At 54.7% G+C, this 20875-nt stretch carries 14 protein-coding genes and 1 pseudogene; 12 read left to right on the top strand and 3 right to left on the bottom strand.

What is annotated here, in order from left to right:
• Positions 1–42: 42 nt before the first annotated feature.
• The 7 genes and pseudogenes from HH216_RS24235 (at position 43) to porN (ending at position 8475) form a co-directional block, all read left to right on the top strand.
• Positions 43–1209 (top strand): DUF4271 domain-containing protein, encoded by a 1167-nt coding sequence (locus HH216_RS24235; protein ID WP_254448609.1) that lies wholly within the window; start codon positions 43–45, stop codon positions 1207–1209.
• A gap of 99 nt (positions 1210–1308) precedes the next feature.
• Entirely contained in the window at positions 1309–2091 is a 783-nt protein-coding gene (locus HH216_RS24230) for a uroporphyrinogen-III synthase (RefSeq protein WP_169553202.1), read from the top strand.
• A 232-nt stretch (positions 2092–2323) separates the two neighbouring features.
• Complete coding sequence (locus HH216_RS24225; RefSeq protein ID WP_169553201.1) at positions 2324–3292, top strand: PorP/SprF family type IX secretion system membrane protein; 969 nt, start codon at positions 2324–2326, stop codon at positions 3290–3292.
• Positions 3293–3552: 260 nt separating this feature from the next.
• Positions 3553–4694, top strand: a pseudogene (gene porK / locus HH216_RS24220) (T9SS ring complex lipoprotein PorK/GldK).
• Positions 4695–4797: 103 nt separating this feature from the next.
• A complete protein-coding gene (gene porL, locus HH216_RS24215) occupies positions 4798–5622 on the top strand; it encodes a type IX secretion system motor protein PorL/GldL (RefSeq protein ID WP_169553200.1) in 825 nt (274 codons plus the stop codon).
• Between the two features lie 147 nt (positions 5623–5769).
• A complete protein-coding gene (porM, locus tag HH216_RS24210; RefSeq protein ID WP_169553199.1) occupies positions 5770–7359 on the top strand; it encodes a type IX secretion system motor protein PorM/GldM in 1590 nt (529 codons plus the stop codon).
• Positions 7360–7425: 66 nt separating this feature from the next.
• Complete coding sequence (gene porN, locus HH216_RS24205) at positions 7426–8475, top strand: type IX secretion system ring subunit PorN/GldN (RefSeq protein ID WP_169553198.1); 1050 nt, start codon at positions 7426–7428, stop codon at positions 8473–8475.
• 196 nt (positions 8476–8671) lie between these two features.
• On the opposite strand, the gene HH216_RS24200 is transcribed toward porN, so the two are convergent.
• Positions 8672–11515, bottom strand: coding sequence for an alpha-amylase family glycosyl hydrolase (locus HH216_RS24200; protein ID WP_169553197.1), 2844 nt, complete (start codon positions 11513–11515; stop codon positions 8672–8674).
• A gap of 32 nt (positions 11516–11547) precedes the next feature.
• Positions 11548–12144 carry a Maf family protein gene (locus HH216_RS24195; RefSeq protein ID WP_169553196.1) on the bottom strand — a complete coding sequence of 199 codons (597 nt, stop codon included), beginning with the start codon at positions 12142–12144 and terminating at the stop codon, positions 11548–11550.
• A gap of 78 nt (positions 12145–12222) precedes the next feature.
• Here HH216_RS24195 and HH216_RS24190 point away from each other — a divergent pair, with 78 nt between their 5' ends.
• From HH216_RS24190 to HH216_RS24175, 4 genes are all read left to right on the top strand, one after another.
• The gene (locus HH216_RS24190) at positions 12223–12393 is read left to right on the top strand and encodes a hypothetical protein (RefSeq protein WP_169553195.1); all 171 of its coding nucleotides are present in this window, start codon (positions 12223–12225) and stop codon (positions 12391–12393) included.
• Positions 12394–12576: 183 nt separating this feature from the next.
• A complete protein-coding gene (locus HH216_RS24185; protein ID WP_169553194.1) occupies positions 12577–14547 on the top strand; it encodes a BamA/TamA family outer membrane protein in 1971 nt (656 codons plus the stop codon).
• Between the two features lie 115 nt (positions 14548–14662).
• Positions 14663–15121: a MarR family winged helix-turn-helix transcriptional regulator gene (locus HH216_RS24180; RefSeq protein WP_169553193.1), complete on the top strand. Its 459-nt coding sequence runs from the start codon at positions 14663–14665 to the stop codon at positions 15119–15121.
• Positions 15122–15170: 49 nt separating this feature from the next.
• The gene (locus tag HH216_RS24175) at positions 15171–15779 is read left to right on the top strand and encodes a YceI family protein (protein ID WP_169553192.1); all 609 of its coding nucleotides are present in this window, start codon (positions 15171–15173) and stop codon (positions 15777–15779) included.
• 327 nt (positions 15780–16106) lie between these two features.
• Here HH216_RS24175 and HH216_RS24170 read toward each other — a convergent pair whose 3' ends face one another.
• Positions 16107–19538, bottom strand: coding sequence for a ThuA domain-containing protein (locus HH216_RS24170; protein WP_169553191.1), 3432 nt, complete (start codon positions 19536–19538; stop codon positions 16107–16109).
• A gap of 283 nt (positions 19539–19821) precedes the next feature.
• On the opposite strand from HH216_RS24170, the gene HH216_RS24165 reads away from it, so the two are divergent.
• Entirely contained in the window at positions 19822–20778 is a 957-nt protein-coding gene (locus tag HH216_RS24165; protein ID WP_332871439.1) for a TIGR03885 family FMN-dependent LLM class oxidoreductase, read from the top strand.
• The last annotated feature ends 97 nt before the right edge of the window (positions 20779–20875 follow it).

The following is a 20875-nucleotide window of genomic DNA, read 5'->3' as shown; positions in this document are numbered from 1 at the left end:
AAAAGAGTGAAAGACTGCCCTGCCAATTGGCGACCCGGTTTTTTGCTCTTTGCTCTATTCTTTCATTCGCTCATTCACTCATTCACTCATTCAGCTTTTGCTCAGCCTCGAAGCGAAGGGATTGGCCCAAACGGGCAGTATTATCCGGTCCACTCGTTTCAGGATGATTTTCAGGTATTCGATGCCGCCACGCAGGCATACGTACCGTACATTCCGGAACTCCACGCGACGCAGACAGCCCTAAGCGCGTACGTCGACCTGGAAAGCAACCGTCATTACAAACTGCTGCTGACCACGCAGGAAGACGGCTATCTCTTTATCAATGCCGCGCTGCGCAGGAACCTGCGGGCCGGTACGTGGCAGGTGCTCGACATCGACAGCCTGTTCCGGGTCTACCGGCGTCCCGAAATCTTCCTGACGCTCTACGGTTCGCCCGGTGTGGCCGGTAAGCAGCTCTACATTGCTTACCCCCGTTCGGCCGCCCAGAAAACAATCGTACTGCGCGACGATAACCTGAGCGTTCGGCCCCGGCCCATTCCCATTTACAGCAATTTTCTTAGCCTCGGGCTACTGATCGTGCTGGCTTTCTTCGCGTTTCTGTTCTCGTTTCACAACAGGGCGTTCAGCCGGTTCTTCAGCCTGCGTGATCTGCTGTCAGTACGGGCGCAGGAGGAATCGTTTTTAATCAGTCGCCCACTAAGCAGTGTCAACCTGTTGTTCACGCTGGGACTGAGTCTGTTGGTCGCTTACCTGATGATGCTCGTGCAGAGCCACAACGTCGACGTGTTTTCGGGGCGGGTTCTGCTGCCCATGCTGACACAGTGGGGGGGCATCGGCACCGAATACGTCTTGCTGACGGGGCTTTCGTTTGCTGTGCTGATCGGCAAATACCTGCTGGTCGAAATCGTCAGCGGCCTCTACAAACTTCAGGATATCAGCAACGTCCATTTCTTCAAAATTCTCCAGTCGTCGCTCTTATTTTTCACGGGGCTGGCGTTGGCAATGCTGATTGTTTCTTACAATATCGACCTGAATAGCTGGTCTGAAAATGCGGTGTTGTTCCCTCTCATCGGTTTCTACACAGTGCGAATTGCGCTGCTTTACGCGGTGGTACGGGCGGGCGAGCCTATCAAGAATCTGTATTTATTTTCGTACCTTTGCATCGTCGAACTGATACCACTTATCATCGGATTACGCTTGATTCTCTGATGAACTGGTGTCGGTAAGCGCGCTGATCCAACACATGTGCAGGCTCCGTTCCGACGGCGTGAAAGACAGCCCATTGACGAACCGAGCGTACCAGATTCAATGAACGAGACCCATACCGAACCAACCCAGAACCGGGCGACGAAGGTCAGCCGGCTGTTAGTATCTCAATCGCGACCTGTCGACGAAAAATCCCCTTACTTCGATCTGGCTTCAAAGTATGATATTCAGGTCGAGTTCCGGCCGTTTATTCAGATTCAGGGCATTTCTTTCAAGGATTTCCGCAAGCAGAAGGTCAACATTCTGGATCATACGGCCATCATCTTTACCAGCCGTAACGCCATCGATCATTTCTTTCGGCTGTGTCAGGAAGGGCGGGTTGAGGTGCCGGCGGACATGAAGTACTTCTGTATCTCTGAGCAAACGGCCAACTACCTTCAGAAATACATCGTCATCAGGAAACGGAAGATTTTCACCGGTACCAAGACGGCCGCTGAACTGTTCGACCTGATCAAGAAACACAAGAGCGAGAAGTTTCTATTTCCCTGTTCCAACATTCGGCGCAACGATATTCCCGAATTCATGGACACCAGCGGCCTACATTTCACCGAAGCAGTGATCTACGAAACCGTTGCCACGGACCTGACGGATCTGGATATTCACTCGTTTGATATCATCGCTTTCTTCAGCCCATCGGGTATTGCGTCGCTGCTGTCGAACTTCCCGGATTTTGAGCAAAACGGCACCCGGATGGCGGCTTTCGGCCCTACCACGGCCAAGGCGATCACCGAAGCCGGGCTGCATCTGGATATCGAAGCGCCGTTGCCTAACGCCCCCTCGATGACCGGTGCGCTGGAGCTATACATTAAAAAAGTAAACGGTTAAGTTAACCGCCTGCTATACATTCGTTCGGCCGACGGGCAGAAAATGAACACAGTTGCTCATTTTCTGCCCGTCGGCCGTTGTTTTTGGCTCAATAAAGTGGTGCCGAGGGCGTTTATTTGTATACTGCAATGGCCTTCGATGGGCAACAGTCGGAGCCGAAACAGAGTATTCTGATTATAAAGGAGTTTGGTAGTTCGCCAGCCCCGCCTGACCTGATTCGCCTGAATTGTATATGAGTCGCACTGTTTACCGTCTGGTTGTTTTGCTTCTAGGTGTCGCTGCTGGTCCGGTGCTGGCGCAGCAGGAACCGCAGTTGAGTATGTACATGTACAATCCGTTGTACTACAACCCGGCAGCCGCTGGGTCAGAAGGGGTATCCCGGATTCAGTTGACCCAGCGTACGCAATATCTCGGGTATCAGGCAATCGGAAGTAACGACGAAGCTGTACAGAACTCACAGGTGCTGTCGTTCAACATGCCACTGGCCGGAATCAAAAGTGGGATTGGTATCTACGTGCTGAATGATAAAGCCGGACCAAACATCAACCAATCCGTGCAGGCGTCCTACGCGTACCGATTACCGTTGAAAAGCGGTACGCTGGCACTGGGCGTACAGGCTGGGTTATACAATATTGGTTTCGACTACGGCCTGTTCCGCCCTGAAGTCCCCGATCCATTGATTCCCAGTGGTCGTATCACACAGGCGAAACCAGACATTGGCGCAGGTGTGTATTACAACACTGTCGACTATTGGGTAGGGTTGAGCCTGACGCACATCAACCGGGCGCAGTACGTTATCGGGACCGACCGGTCGGCGTTGCCTCTCAACCCGAATGCTTACCTGACAGCAGGCTATCGGTTGGGAGTTGGGTATGATATTGATATTCAGCCGTCTATCCTGGTTCGATATAACACCCTGAGCAGCGCACGGTACTTGCAGGCTACGCTGAACGTTGTCGGAACCTATGCGAATCGGTTCTGGGCGGGCGTAGGCTATCGGCTTCAGGAGTCAGCTATCTTCACGGGAGGTATCAACTTCGGGCGGGCAAATGCCCTGCGTGTGGGCTATTCACTGGATTTGGTACTGGTCAGCACACAAGCCCGCAGCCTGACCTCACACGAGATCATTTTAGGCTATGCATTGCCTGCACCCGACGCCCGCAAAAAGCCTATCGTGCGGACGCCCCGGTTCCGGTACTAATCCACTAGAAAACAGGATTGTAGCGGTAAGGAGGCTAAAATGCCCCACAGTTTGGCAATATTGTTGTTTGTCAGATTGCCGATGTCGACGTATTTTTAAAGAATACCGGACTATGTTTGCGGGAAATACCTAGCATACGACTCAGCAAACAGGTTTTTTGAGAATTATTCAGCATTCGCGGACCGGCATACAATAACCAAACGGATTTTCGTTTTTAGTCTGGTTTCGCACAGAAAGAGAAGATAAAGGATAACCGATAAATGAACAAGTACAACAGCTTTACAGTCAACGCGACCCGTGGGGTAATGGTAATGGCCGTGATTCTGGCCATGCAGAGTTGCGGCTTCGTCAAATCGAAATTTGGCGGAAAGGGTGGCAAAGGGGCGAAGTTGGCATGACCAACGGGGAAATCACCGCGACGGCTCGTAAAGGCTATCGGCAGAAGACGCCGTATGGTATGGTGCTCGTACCATCGGGTTCGTTTATCATGGGGCAGGCCGACGAAGACGTAGCTGCTACGCAGATCAACATGAACCGGCAGGTGACGATCAGCTCCTTCTACATGGATGATGCTGAAATCTCGAACCACGAATACCGGCAATACGTCAACGCCCTGCTGGCTGACTCTGTGTCGACGCTGGGCGAGGAAGAAATCATGGCGAAGTTCTACCCTGACACAGCTGTCTGGAAAAATGACTTCACCTACCACAACGGCGACCCGATGCTGGAGTACTACTTCTCGCACCCCGCCTTTGATACGTATCCGGTGGTGGGCGTAAGCTGGAAAGCAGCGCAGCATTTTAGTCAGTGGCGCACCAACTCGCTGAACGACTTTGAAACGAAGGAAGGTCAGTTTGGCTCACCCCGTTTCCGGCTTCCCTCGGAGGCTGAGTGGGAATGGGCCGCTCGTGGCGGTAAAAACGGGGCTAAGTACCCCTGGGGTAACCCGTACGTAGCCAACGGAAAGGGCTGCTACCTGGCCAACTTCAAACCACAGCGCGGTAACTTCGACGCTGACGGCTATCCGTATACGGCTCCGGCAAACGCCTACAACCCCAACGACTACGGCCTGTATAACATGGCTGGTAACGTAGCCGAATGGTGCCGCGATGCCTACGCAGACAACTCGAATGCGGTGGTTTGGGACATGAACCCCGACAACCAAAACGCCGACGAGCCACGTAAGGTGGTACGGGGCGGTTCGTGGAAAGACATCGCTTACTATCTGGAAACGGGTACGCGTTACTACGAATACGAAGATCAGAAGCGGTCGTATATCGGTTTCCGTTGCGTAATGGATAACCTCGAAGGCCGTACGGCTTCGGCACGTGGTGGCCGGGTAGGGGGCAGTAGCCGCAGTAAGAGCAGCAAAAAATCGTCGACCAAGCAGACGAAAGCGTAAGCATAAAAAACACATAGCGCTGAACGGCAGACAGCATACGAACCGTCTGTCGTTCAGCGTTTGAGTATCAGACAAAAGACAAACAATCCAATAAACCGTTACCATGGCATCTGCAAAGTCCACCAATTTCTTCTGGGATCGTCTAGTACCAACTATTTATAGCGCCGGAGCTGCCGTTGTAGTACTCGGTGCAATGGCCAAGATTCAGCACATCTCATCGCTGGGCTGGCTGCTGACAGCCGGTCTGATTACCGAAGCCGTTATTTTCGGTCTGTACGCTATGCAAAGCTTCCTGTTCCCGGTAGCATCCGAGGGATCGGGTTATGCGTGGGAGCGTGTGTATCCCGAACTGGCTGACGATTACAAGGGCGAAGCCCGCAAACCGGCTCCGCAAACCAATGGTCTGACCGGCAATATGGATCAGATGCTGGCACAGGCTAAAGTTACACCCGACGTATTCGAGCGGCTGGGAACGGGCTTCCGCAGCCTGAATGATACGGTATCGAAATTGTCGGACCTGACCGACGCTACCGTGGCTACCAACGATTACGCCCGCAACGTGAAATCGGCATCGTCGTCGATTGGCGAAATGAACAAGTCATACGGTACGGCTATCACGGCAATGAACTCGATGGCTGACGCTACGACCGACGCCAAAGATTACCGCGATCAGTTCCAGCGCGTTACCAAGAACATGGGTGCGCTGAACGCCGTGTACGAACTGGAGCTTCAGGACACCAACAAGCACCTGAAAGCAATGAACGCCTTCTACGGCAGCATGACCTCGGCAATGGAAAACATGGCCGATGCAAGCCGCGATGCGCAGCAGTTCAAAGGCGAAATGGCGAAACTGACGGGCAACCTGGCTTCGCTGAACAACGTGTACGGCAGCATGCTTACCGCCATGCGGGGTAGCCAGACGATGTAGTACTGAGTTGCAAGGTTGTAGAGTTGGCTAGTTGTAAAGTTGCTGGCGCGTCCTGATTCCGGCGGTAACAATTTTACAACCGTACAACCTTATGACTATACAACTGTAGAATTCCACAACTCAAAATAGTATAACCTACCTCAATTCATGGCAGGCACAAAAGAGACACCCCGTCAGAAAATGATCGGGATGATGTATCTGGTACTGACCGCGCTGCTGGCCCTTCAGGTCACCTCGGCCATTCTGGATAAATTCGTACTGTTAAACAACAGCCTGGAACAATCGACGTCGGCCGCTAGTAAAGTCAATCAGTCTACGATCGATAACATTCGGGCAACGGTTGAAAAGTCGGGTAACCGCGCTACCGATCTTGCTATCGTGAAGCAAGCGGAAGACGTACGTAAGCAAACGGCCGACGTGATCGGGCAGATCGATGCGCTAAAGCAGCGAATCATCACGGAAGCGGGTGGCGGTACCGACGAAGCTGGTAACATCCGTAACCTGAGCGAAGAAGAAAAAGTAGCGCAGATGATGGTTGGTCCCAACCACAACGGCGAAGCTTACAAACTGAAGAAGCAGCTTGACGATTACACGGCCGGGCTGGCGAAATATTCTAACGCGAAATACCCGTCGCTGGCACTAGATGGCAAGGACGATCCGATTTCGAGCCGGTCGCCGGAGCAGCGGACGAAAGACTTTGGTGAGTTGAACTTTGCCCAGACACCCGTACCGGCAGCATTGGCCGTACTGAGTCAGCGGCAAACCGACGTGCGCCGGATCGAAGGCGAAGTACTCGATGTGCTGGCCAGCAAAGTTGGTGCGCAGGACGTGAAATTCGACAAAATTCTGGCCATGCTGAGCATGGAATCGAAGGTGGTGGTTGCCGGTACGAAGTTCAAAGGACAGATGTTCCTGGCTGCGTCGTCGTCGGGTATTCAGCCCCGCATGAGCCTGAACGGTGGCCCCGTTCGGATGCAGGATGGTCAGGGTATCATCGAATTCACCGCACAGGGTGGCTCGTATGACAAGAATGGGCTTGCTCGCCGTACGCTGACCGGTGCGATTTCGTATCAGACCGCCAACGGCCTGAAGACGGTTCCTCTGTCGGCAGAGTACTTCGTAGCAAAACCATCGTATCAGGTAGAAACGGGTACTATGCCCCCGCTGTATCTGGGTTGTGCCAACAAACTGAGCATTCAAAGCCCACAATTGGGTGCCCTCTGGAATCCGAATTTCTCGGCAGATGGAGCGCAGGTTATTCAGTCGGGTGAGAAAGGTAAGATCACGGTGGTACCAAGTTCAGCGCAGGTTGCCCTGAACATCAGCAACAGCGGTAGCCTGCTGGGTACCGAGCGGTTCCGGGTAAACCGGGTGCCGAAGCCAACGCTGGAGTTTTACGTTGGTGGTACGAAAGTCGGTGACCCACGTGGTGTACCGGCTGGTCAGGCGCGCAGCGTACGGGTGAATGCCGTATCTGACGAGAGTTTCCGCAACTACTCGCCGGATGACGCTAACTTCCGGGTGACGGGTATCACAGTCATTCTGGCTCGTGGCACGCGTAAGGTTGGTCAGGTAAATCTTGGCCCCGGTGGCGGTTCGCTGGGTGCAATGGCTGCCGATATTCAGCCGGGCGACCGGTTATCTATTCAGGTCGATGGAGTACAGCGCCGGAACTTCAAGGGCGACATCAGCGAGGTATCGATTGGCAATCCACAACAAAGTGTACCGCTGTATTAATTGACACTAAAGACAGGGGTTCGGCGTTATAATCGCGAGCAACAGACGCAACACAAAAGGTCGACAATGAAAAAAATGAAAACGATGGCCATGACCGCTGCCATGCTGGCGGTCGCTGGGAGCGTAGCGATGGCGCAGGAGAAGGCGAGCACCGGGACAAACCCGATGTCGGTCCGGCCCGTCAACGATAATGACATCATGATGAAGAAAACTCTCTGGCGTCGGATCGACCTCAAAGAGAAGCAGAATCAGTCGATGTTTTCCAAGAATAACGAGATTTCGAAGTATCTGATCGAAGCGGTGAAAGCTGGTCTGATCGATGCGTATGAGAATGATTCGGCGGCTACCAAACTGACGATGGACAAGTTCCAGAAGCGGATGGTGATGCCAAACTCGCAGCCTCAACTGTCGGCCGAGGAGATCGCGGCTGGTTTTGGTAACGAAACCACCAATGGTAACTCGGATGGCTGGGGCGATACGAAAAAGAAAGATAATAAGACAACGGCAAAACCAGCTGACGATGGCTGGGGAACGCCTAAATCGTCGGCGGCTGCCAAAGCGCAACCGGCTGATGATGGCTGGGGTGCACCGGTAAAGAAAAAGTCGACGGTTGCTAAAGGCAAGAAGGGAAAGACCACGAAAGCGGCCCCAGTTGTCGAAGCACCGAAAGATACGGTAGCGGCTGCTCCAGTTTTCATGGGTGATGAGTACTTCGCTAAGGAGTTCAACATCATGGAAATCAAAGAAGACTGGATCTTTGACCGGAAGCGTTCACGTTTGTACTACGACATTCAGACGGTAACGATCTTCCTGCCTTCAGACAAGAACGCAGCTGGTGTAGAAACACCACTGGCAACGTTCAAGTACAAAGATCTGGACAAGCTGTTCCGTTCGGACCCGAAGAAATTTATCTGGTACAACCCGCAGAACCAGGCTCAGCACAAGAATCTGGCTGATGCCTTCGACCTGCGCCTGTTCTACGGTCGGATCACGAAAGTAGCCAACCCCGGCGACACGGATCTGGTGGGTATGTACGGCGACAAAGAGGGTCTGATGAAATCGTACCAGACGGAATACGAACTGATGGAAACCGAGCACGGTCTCTGGGAATACTAAGCCATCGGCACCAATAAAAAAAGGCGAATCACTCGATTCGCCTTTTTTTATTGGTGTAACCCAGACGTCCACATCTGGAGGCCGTTAGGCCAACTCATGCAGGCGGAAGCACTGTTGTTTGATTTGGAAGATGCAGATGGTAGAGAGTAGCCTGGATCGCTCCGGCGTACCGGTCCAGGCTACGTTGTCGACCGCACTATTGCTTCAGTACCGTTATCTGCGTGTGCTGAGTACCGTGTTTGACAGTTAGGAAATACGACCCGGCGGGGAGGGTTTGCAGGCTGATTGGCTGTTGCAGGCGGTCGGTGGTTTTGGTGGGCTGTAAATGCCGTACCGTACGGCCGGTAGCATCTGTCAGGGTCAGGTTGATAGGGCCACGATAAGGACCGTTGATGTCGACGATGGCCTGATCGTGAACGGGGTTTGGCGACAGTAAGACGGTGCTGACTGATGGCTCGTCGGTGGCGGTAACGAGCGCGGGTACTACGGCAAAGGGAAGCAGACCCGACTGGGGCGTCGTTTGCTTCGTTGTGGTGTACAGATAAAATGCCCCCGGCTCCAGCGTTACCGACTGGTTAACGTCGCTGATTTGCACCGTCTGTCCGCTGAAATGATGATACCACGTTCCTGAGGAGGATATACCGAGCGAAACGCTTTGCGGGCGGGTATCAAAGTTACCGATCAGGAAAACAGAGCCGGTAGCACTGCGTAGCGTGAGTCGCTTGACCGGGTTAGAAAAATCGGTTGTAAAATCAGTTGTTGTGAAAGCCGGGACGTTCGTTTTGAGTCGCAACAGCTCGGCATACACGGTAAAGAGTTTCAGTCGGTCAGTGTTCTGATAGTAGTCCCACCGCACGGGTTTGGCGGCTGTCCGGCAATCGTCGCGGATCGTCGTGCCGTCGGAGCAGGTGTTGATCGACAGGTCGTAACCGAGTTCACCGAACTGCCAGATCAGCTTGGGGCCGGGCGTCAACAGCAGAAACGCAGCGGCCAGTTTTGCCCGGTCGAGCGCAGTGGTCTGATTCCGAACGGAATAGCTGCCCGATATCTGCCCGGTTTGCTTCATGTCGTATACCAGCCGTTCTTCGTCGTGGCTTTCGGCATAGCCAATCAGGTTGGGCTGGTTGAATTCGCGGTTTTTATACGACAGCCCCGAAAAATCGCCCCCCACCGGGCGCAGCGCGTTGCGGAAATCGTAGTTGGCGTTTCCCCACAGCAGCATCCCGTAATCGGCTAGTTCTTTCTCCTCGAAAATATCCGCGAAGTGCTCCAGAATGACGTAGGCTGACTTGTCGACGGTGCGGATTTGGTCGTAGATGCGCTTCAAAATGGCCACCCGGCTGGCGTCGTAAGTGCTCCACGCGCCGACATTGCTGCCCGTGTTGGTCTGCGTGAACCCCTTCGACAGGTCAAACCGAAACCCGTCGATTTTGTACTCCTGCAACCAGTATTTACACACCCGATCGACAAACGCTTTGGTATCGGGGCTTTCGTGGTTGAAGTCAAAGAAAACGCTGAACGGGTGCGTAGCCTGCTGGTTGAAATACGGACTGTCGGCAGACGGCTGACTACCGTCCCAGTACAGTTTGACGTACGGAAATTCGTAGTCGGCCTGGTTGAACACGACGTCGAGCACCACGGCGATACCCTGCTGATGGGCTGCGTCGATAAAGGTCTTCAGCGCCGTTTTGGTACCGTAGGCTTTGTCGGGAGCCAGGTAAAAAATGGGGTTGTATCCCCACGAATCGTTGCCCGTAAATTCAGTAACGGGCATCAGCTCGATTGTGTTGATGCCGAGCCGTTTCAGGTACGCCAGGCTGTCGGTCAGTGTCTGGTACGAACGCGACTGCACGAAATCGCGGACGAGCAGTTCGTAGATCGCCAGTTTGTTGACGGCCGGACGCTGGAAATTGGTGGCTTTGAATACGTACGGTGTCTGACTGGTTTGCAACACCGAGACAATGTTGGTTGGGGCCTTGTCGGGAAAGGCTTTCAGCGCCGGGTAGGTGTTGGCCGGAATGAACCTGTCGTTGTTGCGGTCGAGAATTTTATCGGCGTAGGGGTCGGCGGTGGCAATCGCACCGTCGGCCAGATAGGCAAACGCTACCTCCTGACCAGCGGGCAGGCCCGTCAGTTCGAGCCAGTAGCGGTTGCCATCGGGCGTGCGTTTCATCAGGTAGGCCGGGCGCATGGCCCAGTCGTTGAACTCGCCCAGCAGATGCACAAACGTTTTCTTTGGGGCGTACAGCACCAGCGTAGCCGTAGTCGCGCTGGTGTAGTTGATGCCGTCCTGCAGGCCGCTGGGTAGGGCCGAAATGGTGGGCTGTGGGCGTACCGTAAAGCGAAAGGTATCCGCAACGGTTTCGGTCGTTGGCGTATTCAGATCGATTGCCTGCGCAACCACTGTCCGCTGCTGACCGGGGTTCGTACCCGCCGACAGTACGGTTCGCAGTGAATCGGTGTTGGTCAGCGTCAGTGTTTTTTGCCCGTCGACGGTCAGGCTGAGCGTTGCTTTGCGGGATGCTTTGTAACGTACCGTGACGACCTGATTGGCATCCACGAAAAACGACGAAGCCGTTGGTTCCAGCCGTAGCAGGCTGAGTTTGTTGTCGTAGATCTGAATCGTGAAATCTTCGGTTTGCGCCTGTCCGTTACCGTTTTTGAGCAAGAGGCCCAACTGCCGGATGGGCGTATTGGCCGGGACGCCAAAGTACGTACGAGGCACCAGTTTGATCTGCCAGCGATCGTTGCCCAGTGCCGTCATCCGGCCCGGCGCAAACGGCTGGTTGAAGCTGGTTTGCCCGGCAGGTTGGAATTCAAAGGCGTTGCCCGGTAAGGTCGACCCGGCCCCCGACCACAGATAAACGTCGTCGGTTTTGCCGAGCAATGCCCTCGCCCGGCTGTCTTTGGTTTGCTTCAGGTCGAAAATCAGCGTCACCTCCGCATCGGCCGTTGGGAAAGTCGGCTGCGTCGTTACAACCTGCGCCAGCGTAGGGGTAATGGTGATAACGAAAAGAACTATTCGGAGAAAAAACTGCATAGGTCAACGGTTATTCCGCAAACCTACGATTTTCACAGACCGACTGCGTATGTTTTTAACAACTGATATACACGGTGCGTGGGCAGACCCATAACGGTGTAAAACGAGCCGTCGAGCCGGGTAATACCGACCAGCCCAACGAAGTCCTGCGCGCCATACGACCCCGCTTTGTCGAAGGGGCGGCAGGTGCGGATGTAGTACGTGATTTCGTCGTCGGTGAGGGGCGCAAACGTGACGGTGGTTTCGTCGGTAAACGACGTCATCATGGGCGTACCGTCGGGTCCGGGGGCCAGCAGGCAAACGCCCGTACGTACCCGGTGCGTACGACCGGCCAGTGCCGACAGCATCCGCCGGGCGTCAGCTTCGTCGGCGGGTTTGTTTAGAATCTGATCGTCCAGAATCACCACGGTGTCGGCGCAGAGCACCAGCCGCTGGCCGAGGTCGGCAACAAACTGTTCGGCTTTCTGGCGAGCTAGGTACTCGGCAACCTCGTCGGTGGGCATATCGGACGGAAAAACCTCGTCGGTGGGGCGGGTTTCAACCGTAAACTCAAAACCGGCGTCGGTCATCAGTTGTCGCCGACGCGGGGAGCCGGACGCCAGTAGCAGTGGGTAACGAAGTGCGTGCATAAGAGTAAGCCGTGAATCGACAAAAATAGAACACTACCCCTGTTTTCAGCGTATCTTACTGTAAACCTCACCGTTTCCATGACTATCAGCGACGCTATTATACCAACTGGCACTGAAGCAGGCCAGCCGACACAACCGGCCAAACGGGTGTTTATTGGCTTGATTTACAGGGCTGACGTACCGGCGGATAGACAAACGGTTACTTCGATTTGCGAACAACAAAACGTATCTGCTATCATTGCCGATTGATACAGGCGCATGACTAAAGCCAGCCAGTCGCCTGCCCACGTATATACCGAGTGAGCCCGGATAAGCCCGGCGTACTGGTTCGGTGTTTGCAGGGCACATTGCTACCGACCAGAACGTAAATTCGTTTGTTATACACTAAACCGGTTCGCCTGATTTGACTCTAACCACCGTTGCTGGTTTGCCATGACTAATTTGTATCCGACTGGAGCTACACGACTCTACCATTGGCTGGTGGGGGTGCTTCTGTTGTGCCTGGTCGGAACGGGAGCATGGGCGCAGGTGACACCCGATACAACGAACCTGCCACCTGTGGGGGTTGATCGGCGCACGGACTCGCTGTCGACCAAACACTCACGCGTTATCGCCGATAGTGTACTCAAACAGCGCGACAGCGTGTTTTACTCCGGTCTGAAACGACGCATGTACAAGCACCGCCTGACGCGCCAGTTGTACGACGCCGTTTTTCACGATGTGTATAACAGTCAGCAGAGCACCGGTGAAGTCAACAAGATCGAAGTAAACCCGTTCAAGGATTTTGAAGGGCGCGTAATCGGCGACATTTATATCCGGCGGCTTGGCGTGTTCGGGAATTCCGTCTACGATACGCTGCGCCAGTCGAACAACTGGCTGGAACGCACGGCCAACCGGCTGCATGTCAACACGCGTGAGAAAGTAATCCGGCGGTATCTGCTGTTTCGGGAAGGCGACGCGCTGAACTCGACTACCCTGCGCGACAACGAACGGCTATTGCGAACGACCTCAATCTTTCACGACGCCCGAATCCTGGTGGTGCCGCGAACGGGAAGCCGTCAGTTTGTCGATGTCTACGTAATTACGCAGGATGTCTGGTCGCTGGAGCCCAACGGGGGCGTTGGCTCGCTGACGCAGTTTAACATTGGTTTCGATCAGCGCAACGTGCGGGGGCTGGGCCATCAGTTGTTCGCCCAGTTTGCCTACACCGGTACCGACCCGCGCCAGCAGGCCGAGTACCAGAGCCGATACACGGTTCCGTTCATCGGTAAAACGTTTCTGACTGCACAGGCCGAATTCCTGTATCTGCGCGATCTGAAGCAGGGGGCGCTGCGGCTTTATCGCCCATTTCTGACGCCCGATACCAAGTACGCCGGGTCGATCGAATTAACGCACACGCAGATCAACAGCCGGGTTGTCATGCGCGACGACAGCGTGGAGTATATTCCGCTGCGGTACAATTTCTCCGATGTGTGGTTTGGGCGATCGTTTCGCTTGTTTTTCCGCGAAGGCGATACCAGTGCCCGTGGCCGCGCCCGGCTGATTCTGGCCGTGCGTAACACCAACTATCAGTACATCTGGCGACCGCCGGTTTCGAGCGACTCTAATCAGCTCTACCAGAACAGCCGGACGACGCTGTTCAGCGTCGGATTCTCCCGGCGCAAATACGTCCGCGACGTGCTGATCTACGGCTTTGGCCGGACAGAGGACGTTCCGGTCGGCCGCACAGTATCGGTTATCTACGGATTTGACAATGCTGAGCTGGGTCGGCGCACGTATGTTGGTATGAACTACTCGCAGGGGGGGTACGTCAAGAATCTGGGGTACCTGTATGGGCTGGCCAGTATCGGCGGCTACGTCAGAGCCTCGACTATTCAGCAGGGGGTGTTCTCGATGGAGTCCAACTATTTCAGTCCACTGCTACCAACCCGCTGGGGCAATACCCGCCAGTTTATCAATGCGCGCTACACCACGGGAATCAACCGGTTCAACAACGAATACCTGTCGCTGAGCAGTTCGGGCAGCGGGATCGGTACCGACGGAATCGGCATTACCAACGATGCCTTGCGTGGTACGCAGCGGCTGGTGCTCAACATAGAAAACATACTGTTTTCCAAACTCAACGTCGTCGGCTTTCGGATAGCCTTCATCACGTTTGCCAATCTTGGAATGGCTAGTTTTCCCGACAGACCCTTACTGCGCAGTACGTTGTATCAGGGCTACGGAATCGGCTTCCGGCTGCGGAACGAAAACCTGACGTTCAACAGCTTTCAGATTCGCCTGTCGTACTACCCCAACATTCCCAACAACGGTGCCCCGTTCCGGCAGGCATTCGAAGGCATACCGGCTCTGCGCTTCCGCGACTTCGATCAGTCGGCACCACAGATCATTCCGTTCCAATAATTTGTTTAGCGCAAGAGACTGACTGGCAGCTGTATACAGTCTATTTTGAGTAGACATGAACGTTTTTCTGTATATGTTGTTGGTACATTATATCCATATGTAGTATCTTTGCAACATGACGATAGAAGAGGATATCAAGCAGACCGTACCGTTTCGAACACCCTATCATCGGGTGATGGTCAATTTGATGTACACCAGCAACTGGGTAAGTGATAGCCAGGCCCGGCTGCTGAAACCGTTCGGTCTGACACTCCAACAGTACAACGTGCTGCGTATTCTTCGTGGTCACTACCCAAGCCCGGCCAAAGTAACCGACATCACCGAGCGGATGCTTGATAAGATGTCTAACGCATCGCGGCTGGTCGACAAGCTGGTGCTGAAGAAACTGGTCGTTCGCACGGAATGCCCCAGCGACCGGCGGGCCGTCGACGTTGTGATTACTGAGAGTGGGCTTGCGCTGCTGAAACGGCTCGACACGTACCAGATCAAATGGGATGAGAGTCAGGAGAAGAAACTGACCGAAGAGGAAGCGATTCTGTTGAGCAAGCTGCTCGACCGGCTGCGCACCGAATAAACTGCATTACCAACCAATTCATATACATATCTATTTTTTGTTCAAACCAATGAAAACACGTCAATTTCTGACTGGCCTGACGGCCGTTGTTCTGCTGGCTGGTGCGTCGGCATTCGTTGCTCCCGGTAAAAAAGCGACCACCTACAAAGTCGATGCACAGAAAAGCATCATGGGCTGGAACGGTAAAAAAGTAACGGGTGAGCACTCGGGTAACGTGAAAGTGAGCGAGGGTACGCTGATGACCGACGGTGGCAAACTGACCGGTGGTACGTTCTCGTTCGACATGAACAGCATCACCTGCACCGACCTGACCGACGCTGGCTACAACGCTAAGTTCATCGGCCACATCAAGTCGGAAGATTTCTTCAACACGGCGAAATTCCCAACGTCGACGTTCAAGATCACGAAAGTGACCCCAAAAGGTGGCAACGCGTACGACATCACCGGCAACATGACCATCAAGGGCATCACCAACGCCGTAACGTTCCCCGCAACGGTAAAAATGAACGGTAACACGATCGAAGCCGACGGTAAAGCAACCCTCGACCGCACGAAGTATGACATCCGGTACGGTTCGAAGTCGTTCTTCGAGAACATCGGTGACAAAGCCATCTACGATGACTTCACTGTCGACATGAAGATCGTCGCGTCGAAGTAAGTTTAAGGTTTAGTGTTTAACGTCTAAGGTTAGCTTATGCGTTAACATAAAACGGCCCCGGTATCGTCTGATACCGGGGCCGTTTCTGTTATCATCCCACCCCGTAAGGCTACTCATAGGGGTGTAAGCCGACTAGCTTTTAAAGAGCGCTGTTTTACCCCTAAATCCCCTGAAGGGGACTTTTCTCACGCCTAGACAAAGTCCCCTTCAGGGGATTTAGGGGTAACAGCCTGGTTGTAAAACCAACCGATATACATCGCTCAAAACTAGCCCATAAGGGCTGAACCAAACCTTAAACATTGAACCGTAAACTCTAAACCAACCAAATTACATCGGCTGATTCAGGAACTGCACGGTAGTTAGCGCGAACAGGGGTTTCTGCCCGGCCGACGGATTGACGAAGAGCAGGTAGAGTTGGTGCGTTCCGGTGACTGGTCCGCTAAACGGCACACTGACGGGGCCGTTCGTACCTGTTTTTACGTTGACACTCCCCAGCAGTGCGCCGGTGGGCGAGTCAAGGCGTGCTTCGAGCGTACCGCCAGCTACCCGGTCGTCAGAGGCAAAGGCAGTTGCTGAAAGCCCCTGAATACCCGTCATGTCCAGGCTATCGAACCTAATGTAGCTGCCGGTTGCGGTTCCGATTGCAGCCATGCCCAGTTTGGGCATGTCGTATTCGAAGATAGACTGCTTTCTGTCGGCGGCTACCGCGCTAAGCATCGGCGACCGCAGAGCGACTGTCTGGCTTTGGGTCAGCGGGCCGATGACGCCATTGCCCCGATCGGTATACGACGCCGTCAGGACGTAGGCGCCGGGCTTCTGCTGCGGAGCCGGTTTGTAATCGCCTGCCAGCGGTTGGCTGTTGGCGGGTTTATCGTTGGCCAACGACAGGATGTAGCGTACCATTTCCGAGGCTTCCCGGTTGGTCAGCTGCGGGTGGGCGCTCATGGGCTGTTCGCCCCAGACACCGGCACCGCCCTTGATAACCTTATCCGCCAGTCGGCCTTCGGCCTGCGACGAACCTTTGTACTTCTTCGCTACGTCGATGTAAGCGGGACCGATTGATTTCTGGTTCAGCGCGTGGCACGATTTGCAGTCACTCAGTTCGATCAGCCGCCGACCGGTTGCGTAGCCCGTGTTGGCCTGATGCCCCTGCGCCAGCATCGTCTTGTCGAAGCCTTCGAGGTAGTTGATCGTCATCGTCACCTCGTCGGGGTTGATGCCTTTCGCCAGCGTACCGTCTTCCTTGTCCGACACCTTCACCGCGTACTTAACCGGCTGATTGGGGAAGTAAAACGTTTTGTTACCAGCTACGGCCAGGTCGACAATCGGCTCGGCATTGCCTACCCGAATCGGCATGGTCTGCGTCGCGACGTTGCCTTTGGCGTCGGTCACGCGTACGGTGGCGTTGTACATACCCGGCTTAGTGAACGTAACGGTGGGCGTTGCGGTCGCCTGCTTCGGCATTCCCGGCCCGAACGACCATTCGTAGCGTAGCGCGTCGCCGTCGTAATCCATTGATTTGGTCGCGTTGAATTTCACCGTCATCGGCGCAGCACCCGTGTTCTTGCTGGCGCTGGCAACGACTACCGGGCGACGGTTGCCGGCGTTGTACGTAATGCGCGACAGGCGGGCGTCGTCGTTGGCGGCAAACCACCGTTGCCCGTATTCGAGCGTGTACAGCGAGCCATCGTTGGCAAACTGCATGTCGATCACGTGCGAGAACTTGGTGCCGGGCATAAACGTCTCCATCTTCACGAAGTCACCGTTTTCCTTCATCGTCACCGGATGAATCCAGTCGCGCATCCAGTCGTAGGCGAAGAATTTGCCATCGTAATAGCGGGGGAACTTCACGTTCGACTCCGCGTAGTCGTCGTAGTAATACACCGGGCCACCCATTGCGTTCCGTCCGCCCTTACCCACGATGTCGCCAAACTCCGGCGACTCGGCGTAGGGGTAGTAGATAAACGCTTTCTGAGCCGGGGGCAACGCTTGCAGACCCGTGTTGTGGGGCGAATCGTTGATGGGTTTCATGGCGTCGGCGAGCGGACCGGAGGTGCTGTCGGTAAAGTTGAAGACGCGGTACGCCCGGTTGTCGGCGACGAACAGCGGCCAGCCATAATAACCAGCCTGCCGGGCCTGGTTCATCTCGTCGTGGCCACGCGGTCCCCGTTTGTCGTCGTTTTTGGCCGCGTCGGGGCCTACTTCACCCCAGTATAGGTAGCCTGTCCGCTGATCGACCGAAATCCGGTACGGGTTACGATTCCCCATTACGTAGATTTCGGGGCGTGCCTTTTCGGTGCCTTTCGGAAACAGGTTGCCGTCGGGGATGGTGTAGGTGCCGTTAGCTTCCGGGTGGATACGCAGAATCTTACCCCGCAAATCGTTGGTATTGCTCGATGTCGAACGGGCGTCCCAACCCTGCCGCTCGGGTCGGCCGTCGGCCGGAGCGAATCCGTTGGAGTTGAACGGGTTGGTATCGTCACCAGTCGACAGGTACAGATTCCCCTTGCGATCCCAGGCGATGGAGCCGCCGGTATGGCAGCAGCCCGTACGCTTGACAGGCACCGTCAGCAGTACTTTTTCGGTGCTCAGCAAAAGCGTATCTTTCACGTCGTCGTAAACGAAGCGCGACAGATGCTGGGCGGTATCAGCGGGGGCGTCGGCCCGCATCACCGGCGAGTAGTACAGATAGACGAATTTGTTCTGCTTGAAATTGGGGTCAACGTTGAGCCCCATCAGCCCATACTCGAACTTCGTGTACACCGGAATGCGGGCCGCGGTCTTTACTGCTTTCGTTTTAGGGTCGTAGAGTTTCAGGTCTCCCTTGCGCTCGGCGAACAGCACTTTCCCGTTGTCCAGCACGGCCAGTTCGGTTGGCTCATCCAGCCCAGCCGTCAGTACCTGCTGATCGAAGCGATTTTCTTCGGGGTAAGGCATCGTCTTGGCCTGGCCAAACTTCAGGTTGCTCGCCATCACCGATTTGATACCGCCCAGCAGATGCTCCAGAAACAACGGTTCCACGTACGACTCGTCGGTATGGCCTCCGCCCGTGTAAAACGATTTGCCACCGTCGAAATCGCGGTACCACATAAACGGGTGATTGTCGCCGTTCTTGCCGCCTTCGTAGCTTTTCTCGTCCAGCTTGCCCAGTACCTTGATTTCCGGGACAATGCTTTTGTAGTTGTACAGTTCGTCGAAGCGTTTCCAGACGTCGGGCAGCATCTTGGTCGACGGGTGGTTTTTATCCACAACCATGATGTCGACGTTCTGCTGTTTGGGGTGGCTCAGGAAGTAAGCGCCGACCAGTTGGTTGTACCACGGCCAATCGTATTCAGTATCGGTGGCTGCGTGGATACCCACAAAACCACCCCCTGCCTGAATGTACCGCTCGAAAGCCGCCTGCTGCGCTTCATCGAGCACGTTGCCGGTGGTACTGAGCCAGATAACGGCACCGTATTTTTTCAGGTTATCTTCCGAGAATTTGCTGGCGTCTTCGGTCGTATCAACGGCAAAGCCGTTTTCCTGCCCTAGTTTCATCAGGGCCCGCTTTCCCGCCGGAATTGATGCATGGCGGAATCCTTTCGTTTTTGAGAAAACCAGTACGCGATTCAGCGCGACCGGCTCGTTGGCGCGCGTCGACCGCACGGAAGCCGTCGCTCGTTTCGACGCCGTCTGCGCCAGGGCGTCATGCCCGGCAACGGTCATTGATAGTAGGCCCGCTGCCAGCAATATATGGGCAGGGAGCATCGAGTTTTTCATAAAATAAGTAATTACAGATTGTAGAAAAAAGGCGATCACAAGCTTGTGTTCAACGCTGGTGAGTGGGTAGCTACTAAACTGAAAGATACGTATTTTCTACTATATGTGTATGCTTGTTTCTGAGTGTCGACAGCGGCCCAGCCTAGAAAAATAGCTATATAAAGTTGGACTGTGTAAAGCTAAAAAGTATACCCAGTTACACGTAAGCAGGTTAAAAAGGATGTAGCGACAAACATTTTGGCCGGTCAAATCTTTGTAGATTAAAATAGCATTAATCAACCTGATGAAAATAGGCTATCACTCGTCGCATGAGCAGTTTAAACCCAGCGATTTACTAACGCTCGTTCAGCGCGCAGAAAAGGCAGGGTTTACCGCCGGAACCTGCTCCGACCACTTCCATCCGTGGAGCGATAATCAGGGCGAAAGCGGCTTTGCCTGGAGCTGGCTGGGTGCTGCTCTGCAAGCTACGTCGCTGTCATTCGGGGTGGTCAACGCGCCCGGTCAGCGTTACAATCCGGCCATTATTGCCCAGGCTGCGGCCACGCTGGCCGATATGTTTCCCGACCGGTTCTGGATCGCCGTCGGGACGGGGCAGTACCTCAACGAGCACATTACCGGTGAACGATGGCCCTCGAAAGCCGACCGCAACACCCGGCTGAAAGAAAGCGTCGACATTATCCGGGCGCTCTGGAACGGCGAAACCGTCACGCACGAAGGGCTGGTTACGGTCGACGAAGCCCGGCTCTACACACGACCTACGATTAAACCGCTGATCGTGGGCGCGGCTGTGACGGCTAAAACGGCCGAATGGGTCGGTAGCTGGGCCGACGCGTTGATAACGACGTCGCGCCCGGCCGAAGAGCTACAGGAAGTCATCGACGCCTTCCGGGCCGGGGGCGGGTCGGGCAAGCCCATGTTCCTGAAAGTGCAGCTGTCCTATTCGCCCGACAAGGAGAAAGCCCGGACCGGGGCGCTTGAACAGTGGCGCGGCAACGTGTACCCTAACAGCGTGATGACTGAACTGCGGATGCCCAGCCACTTTGATGATGCCGGGTCGATGGTCAACGAAAAAGCCTTTGAAGAGCAGGTCCGCATCTCCGCCGACCTGAATCAGCACCTCGACTGGCTATTGGAATACAAGGCAATGGGCTTTGAGCAGATGTCTTTGCACAACGTCAACCGCGAGCAGGAGCAGTTCATCGATGCTTTCGGCGAAAACATACTCCCAAAACTAGTGTAAGACAGTTGTGTAACGTGGCTGATGTTGTGTAGCCTAGACGATGAGTAGCCTGGACGTCTACATCCGGGTGGGCGCGATAGCGACCGGGAAGCTGCCG

Origin of the sequence: Spirosoma rhododendri, from assembly GCF_012849055.1 — a bacterium.
GTDB lineage: Bacteria > Bacteroidota > Bacteroidia > Cytophagales > Spirosomataceae > Spirosoma > Spirosoma rhododendri.
This window is presented reverse-complemented; position numbering and strand designations above follow the sequence as displayed.

Excerpts from the sequence above, each read along its gene's own strand:
- HH216_RS24230 (WP_169553202.1), top strand. The coding sequence starts at position 1,309 with ATGAACGAGACCCATACCGAACCAACCCAGAACCGGGCGACGAAGGTC.
- HH216_RS24225 (WP_169553201.1), top strand. The coding sequence starts at position 2,324 with ATGAGTCGCACTGTTTACCGTCTGGTTGTTTTGCTTCTAGGTGTCGCT.
- porL (WP_169553200.1), top strand. The coding sequence starts at position 4,798 with ATGGCATCTGCAAAGTCCACCAATTTCTTCTGGGATCGTCTAGTACCA.
- porM (WP_169553199.1), top strand. The coding sequence starts at position 5,770 with ATGGCAGGCACAAAAGAGACACCCCGTCAGAAAATGATCGGGATGATG.
- porN (WP_169553198.1), top strand. The coding sequence starts at position 7,426 with ATGAAAAAAATGAAAACGATGGCCATGACCGCTGCCATGCTGGCGGTC.
- HH216_RS24200 (WP_169553197.1), bottom strand. The coding sequence starts at position 11,515 with ATGCAGTTTTTTCTCCGAATAGTTCTTTTCGTTATCACCATTACCCCT.
- HH216_RS24195 (WP_169553196.1), bottom strand. The coding sequence starts at position 12,144 with ATGCACGCACTTCGTTACCCACTGCTACTGGCGTCCGGCTCCCCGCGT.
- HH216_RS24190 (WP_169553195.1), top strand. The coding sequence starts at position 12,223 with ATGACTATCAGCGACGCTATTATACCAACTGGCACTGAAGCAGGCCAG.
- HH216_RS24185 (WP_169553194.1), top strand. The coding sequence starts at position 12,577 with ATGACTAATTTGTATCCGACTGGAGCTACACGACTCTACCATTGGCTG.
- HH216_RS24180 (WP_169553193.1), top strand. The coding sequence starts at position 14,663 with ATGACGATAGAAGAGGATATCAAGCAGACCGTACCGTTTCGAACACCC.
- HH216_RS24175 (WP_169553192.1), top strand. The coding sequence starts at position 15,171 with ATGAAAACACGTCAATTTCTGACTGGCCTGACGGCCGTTGTTCTGCTG.
- HH216_RS24170 (WP_169553191.1), bottom strand. The coding sequence starts at position 19,538 with ATGAAAAACTCGATGCTCCCTGCCCATATATTGCTGGCAGCGGGCCTA.
- HH216_RS24165 (WP_332871439.1), top strand. The coding sequence starts at position 19,822 with ATGAAAATAGGCTATCACTCGTCGCATGAGCAGTTTAAACCCAGCGAT.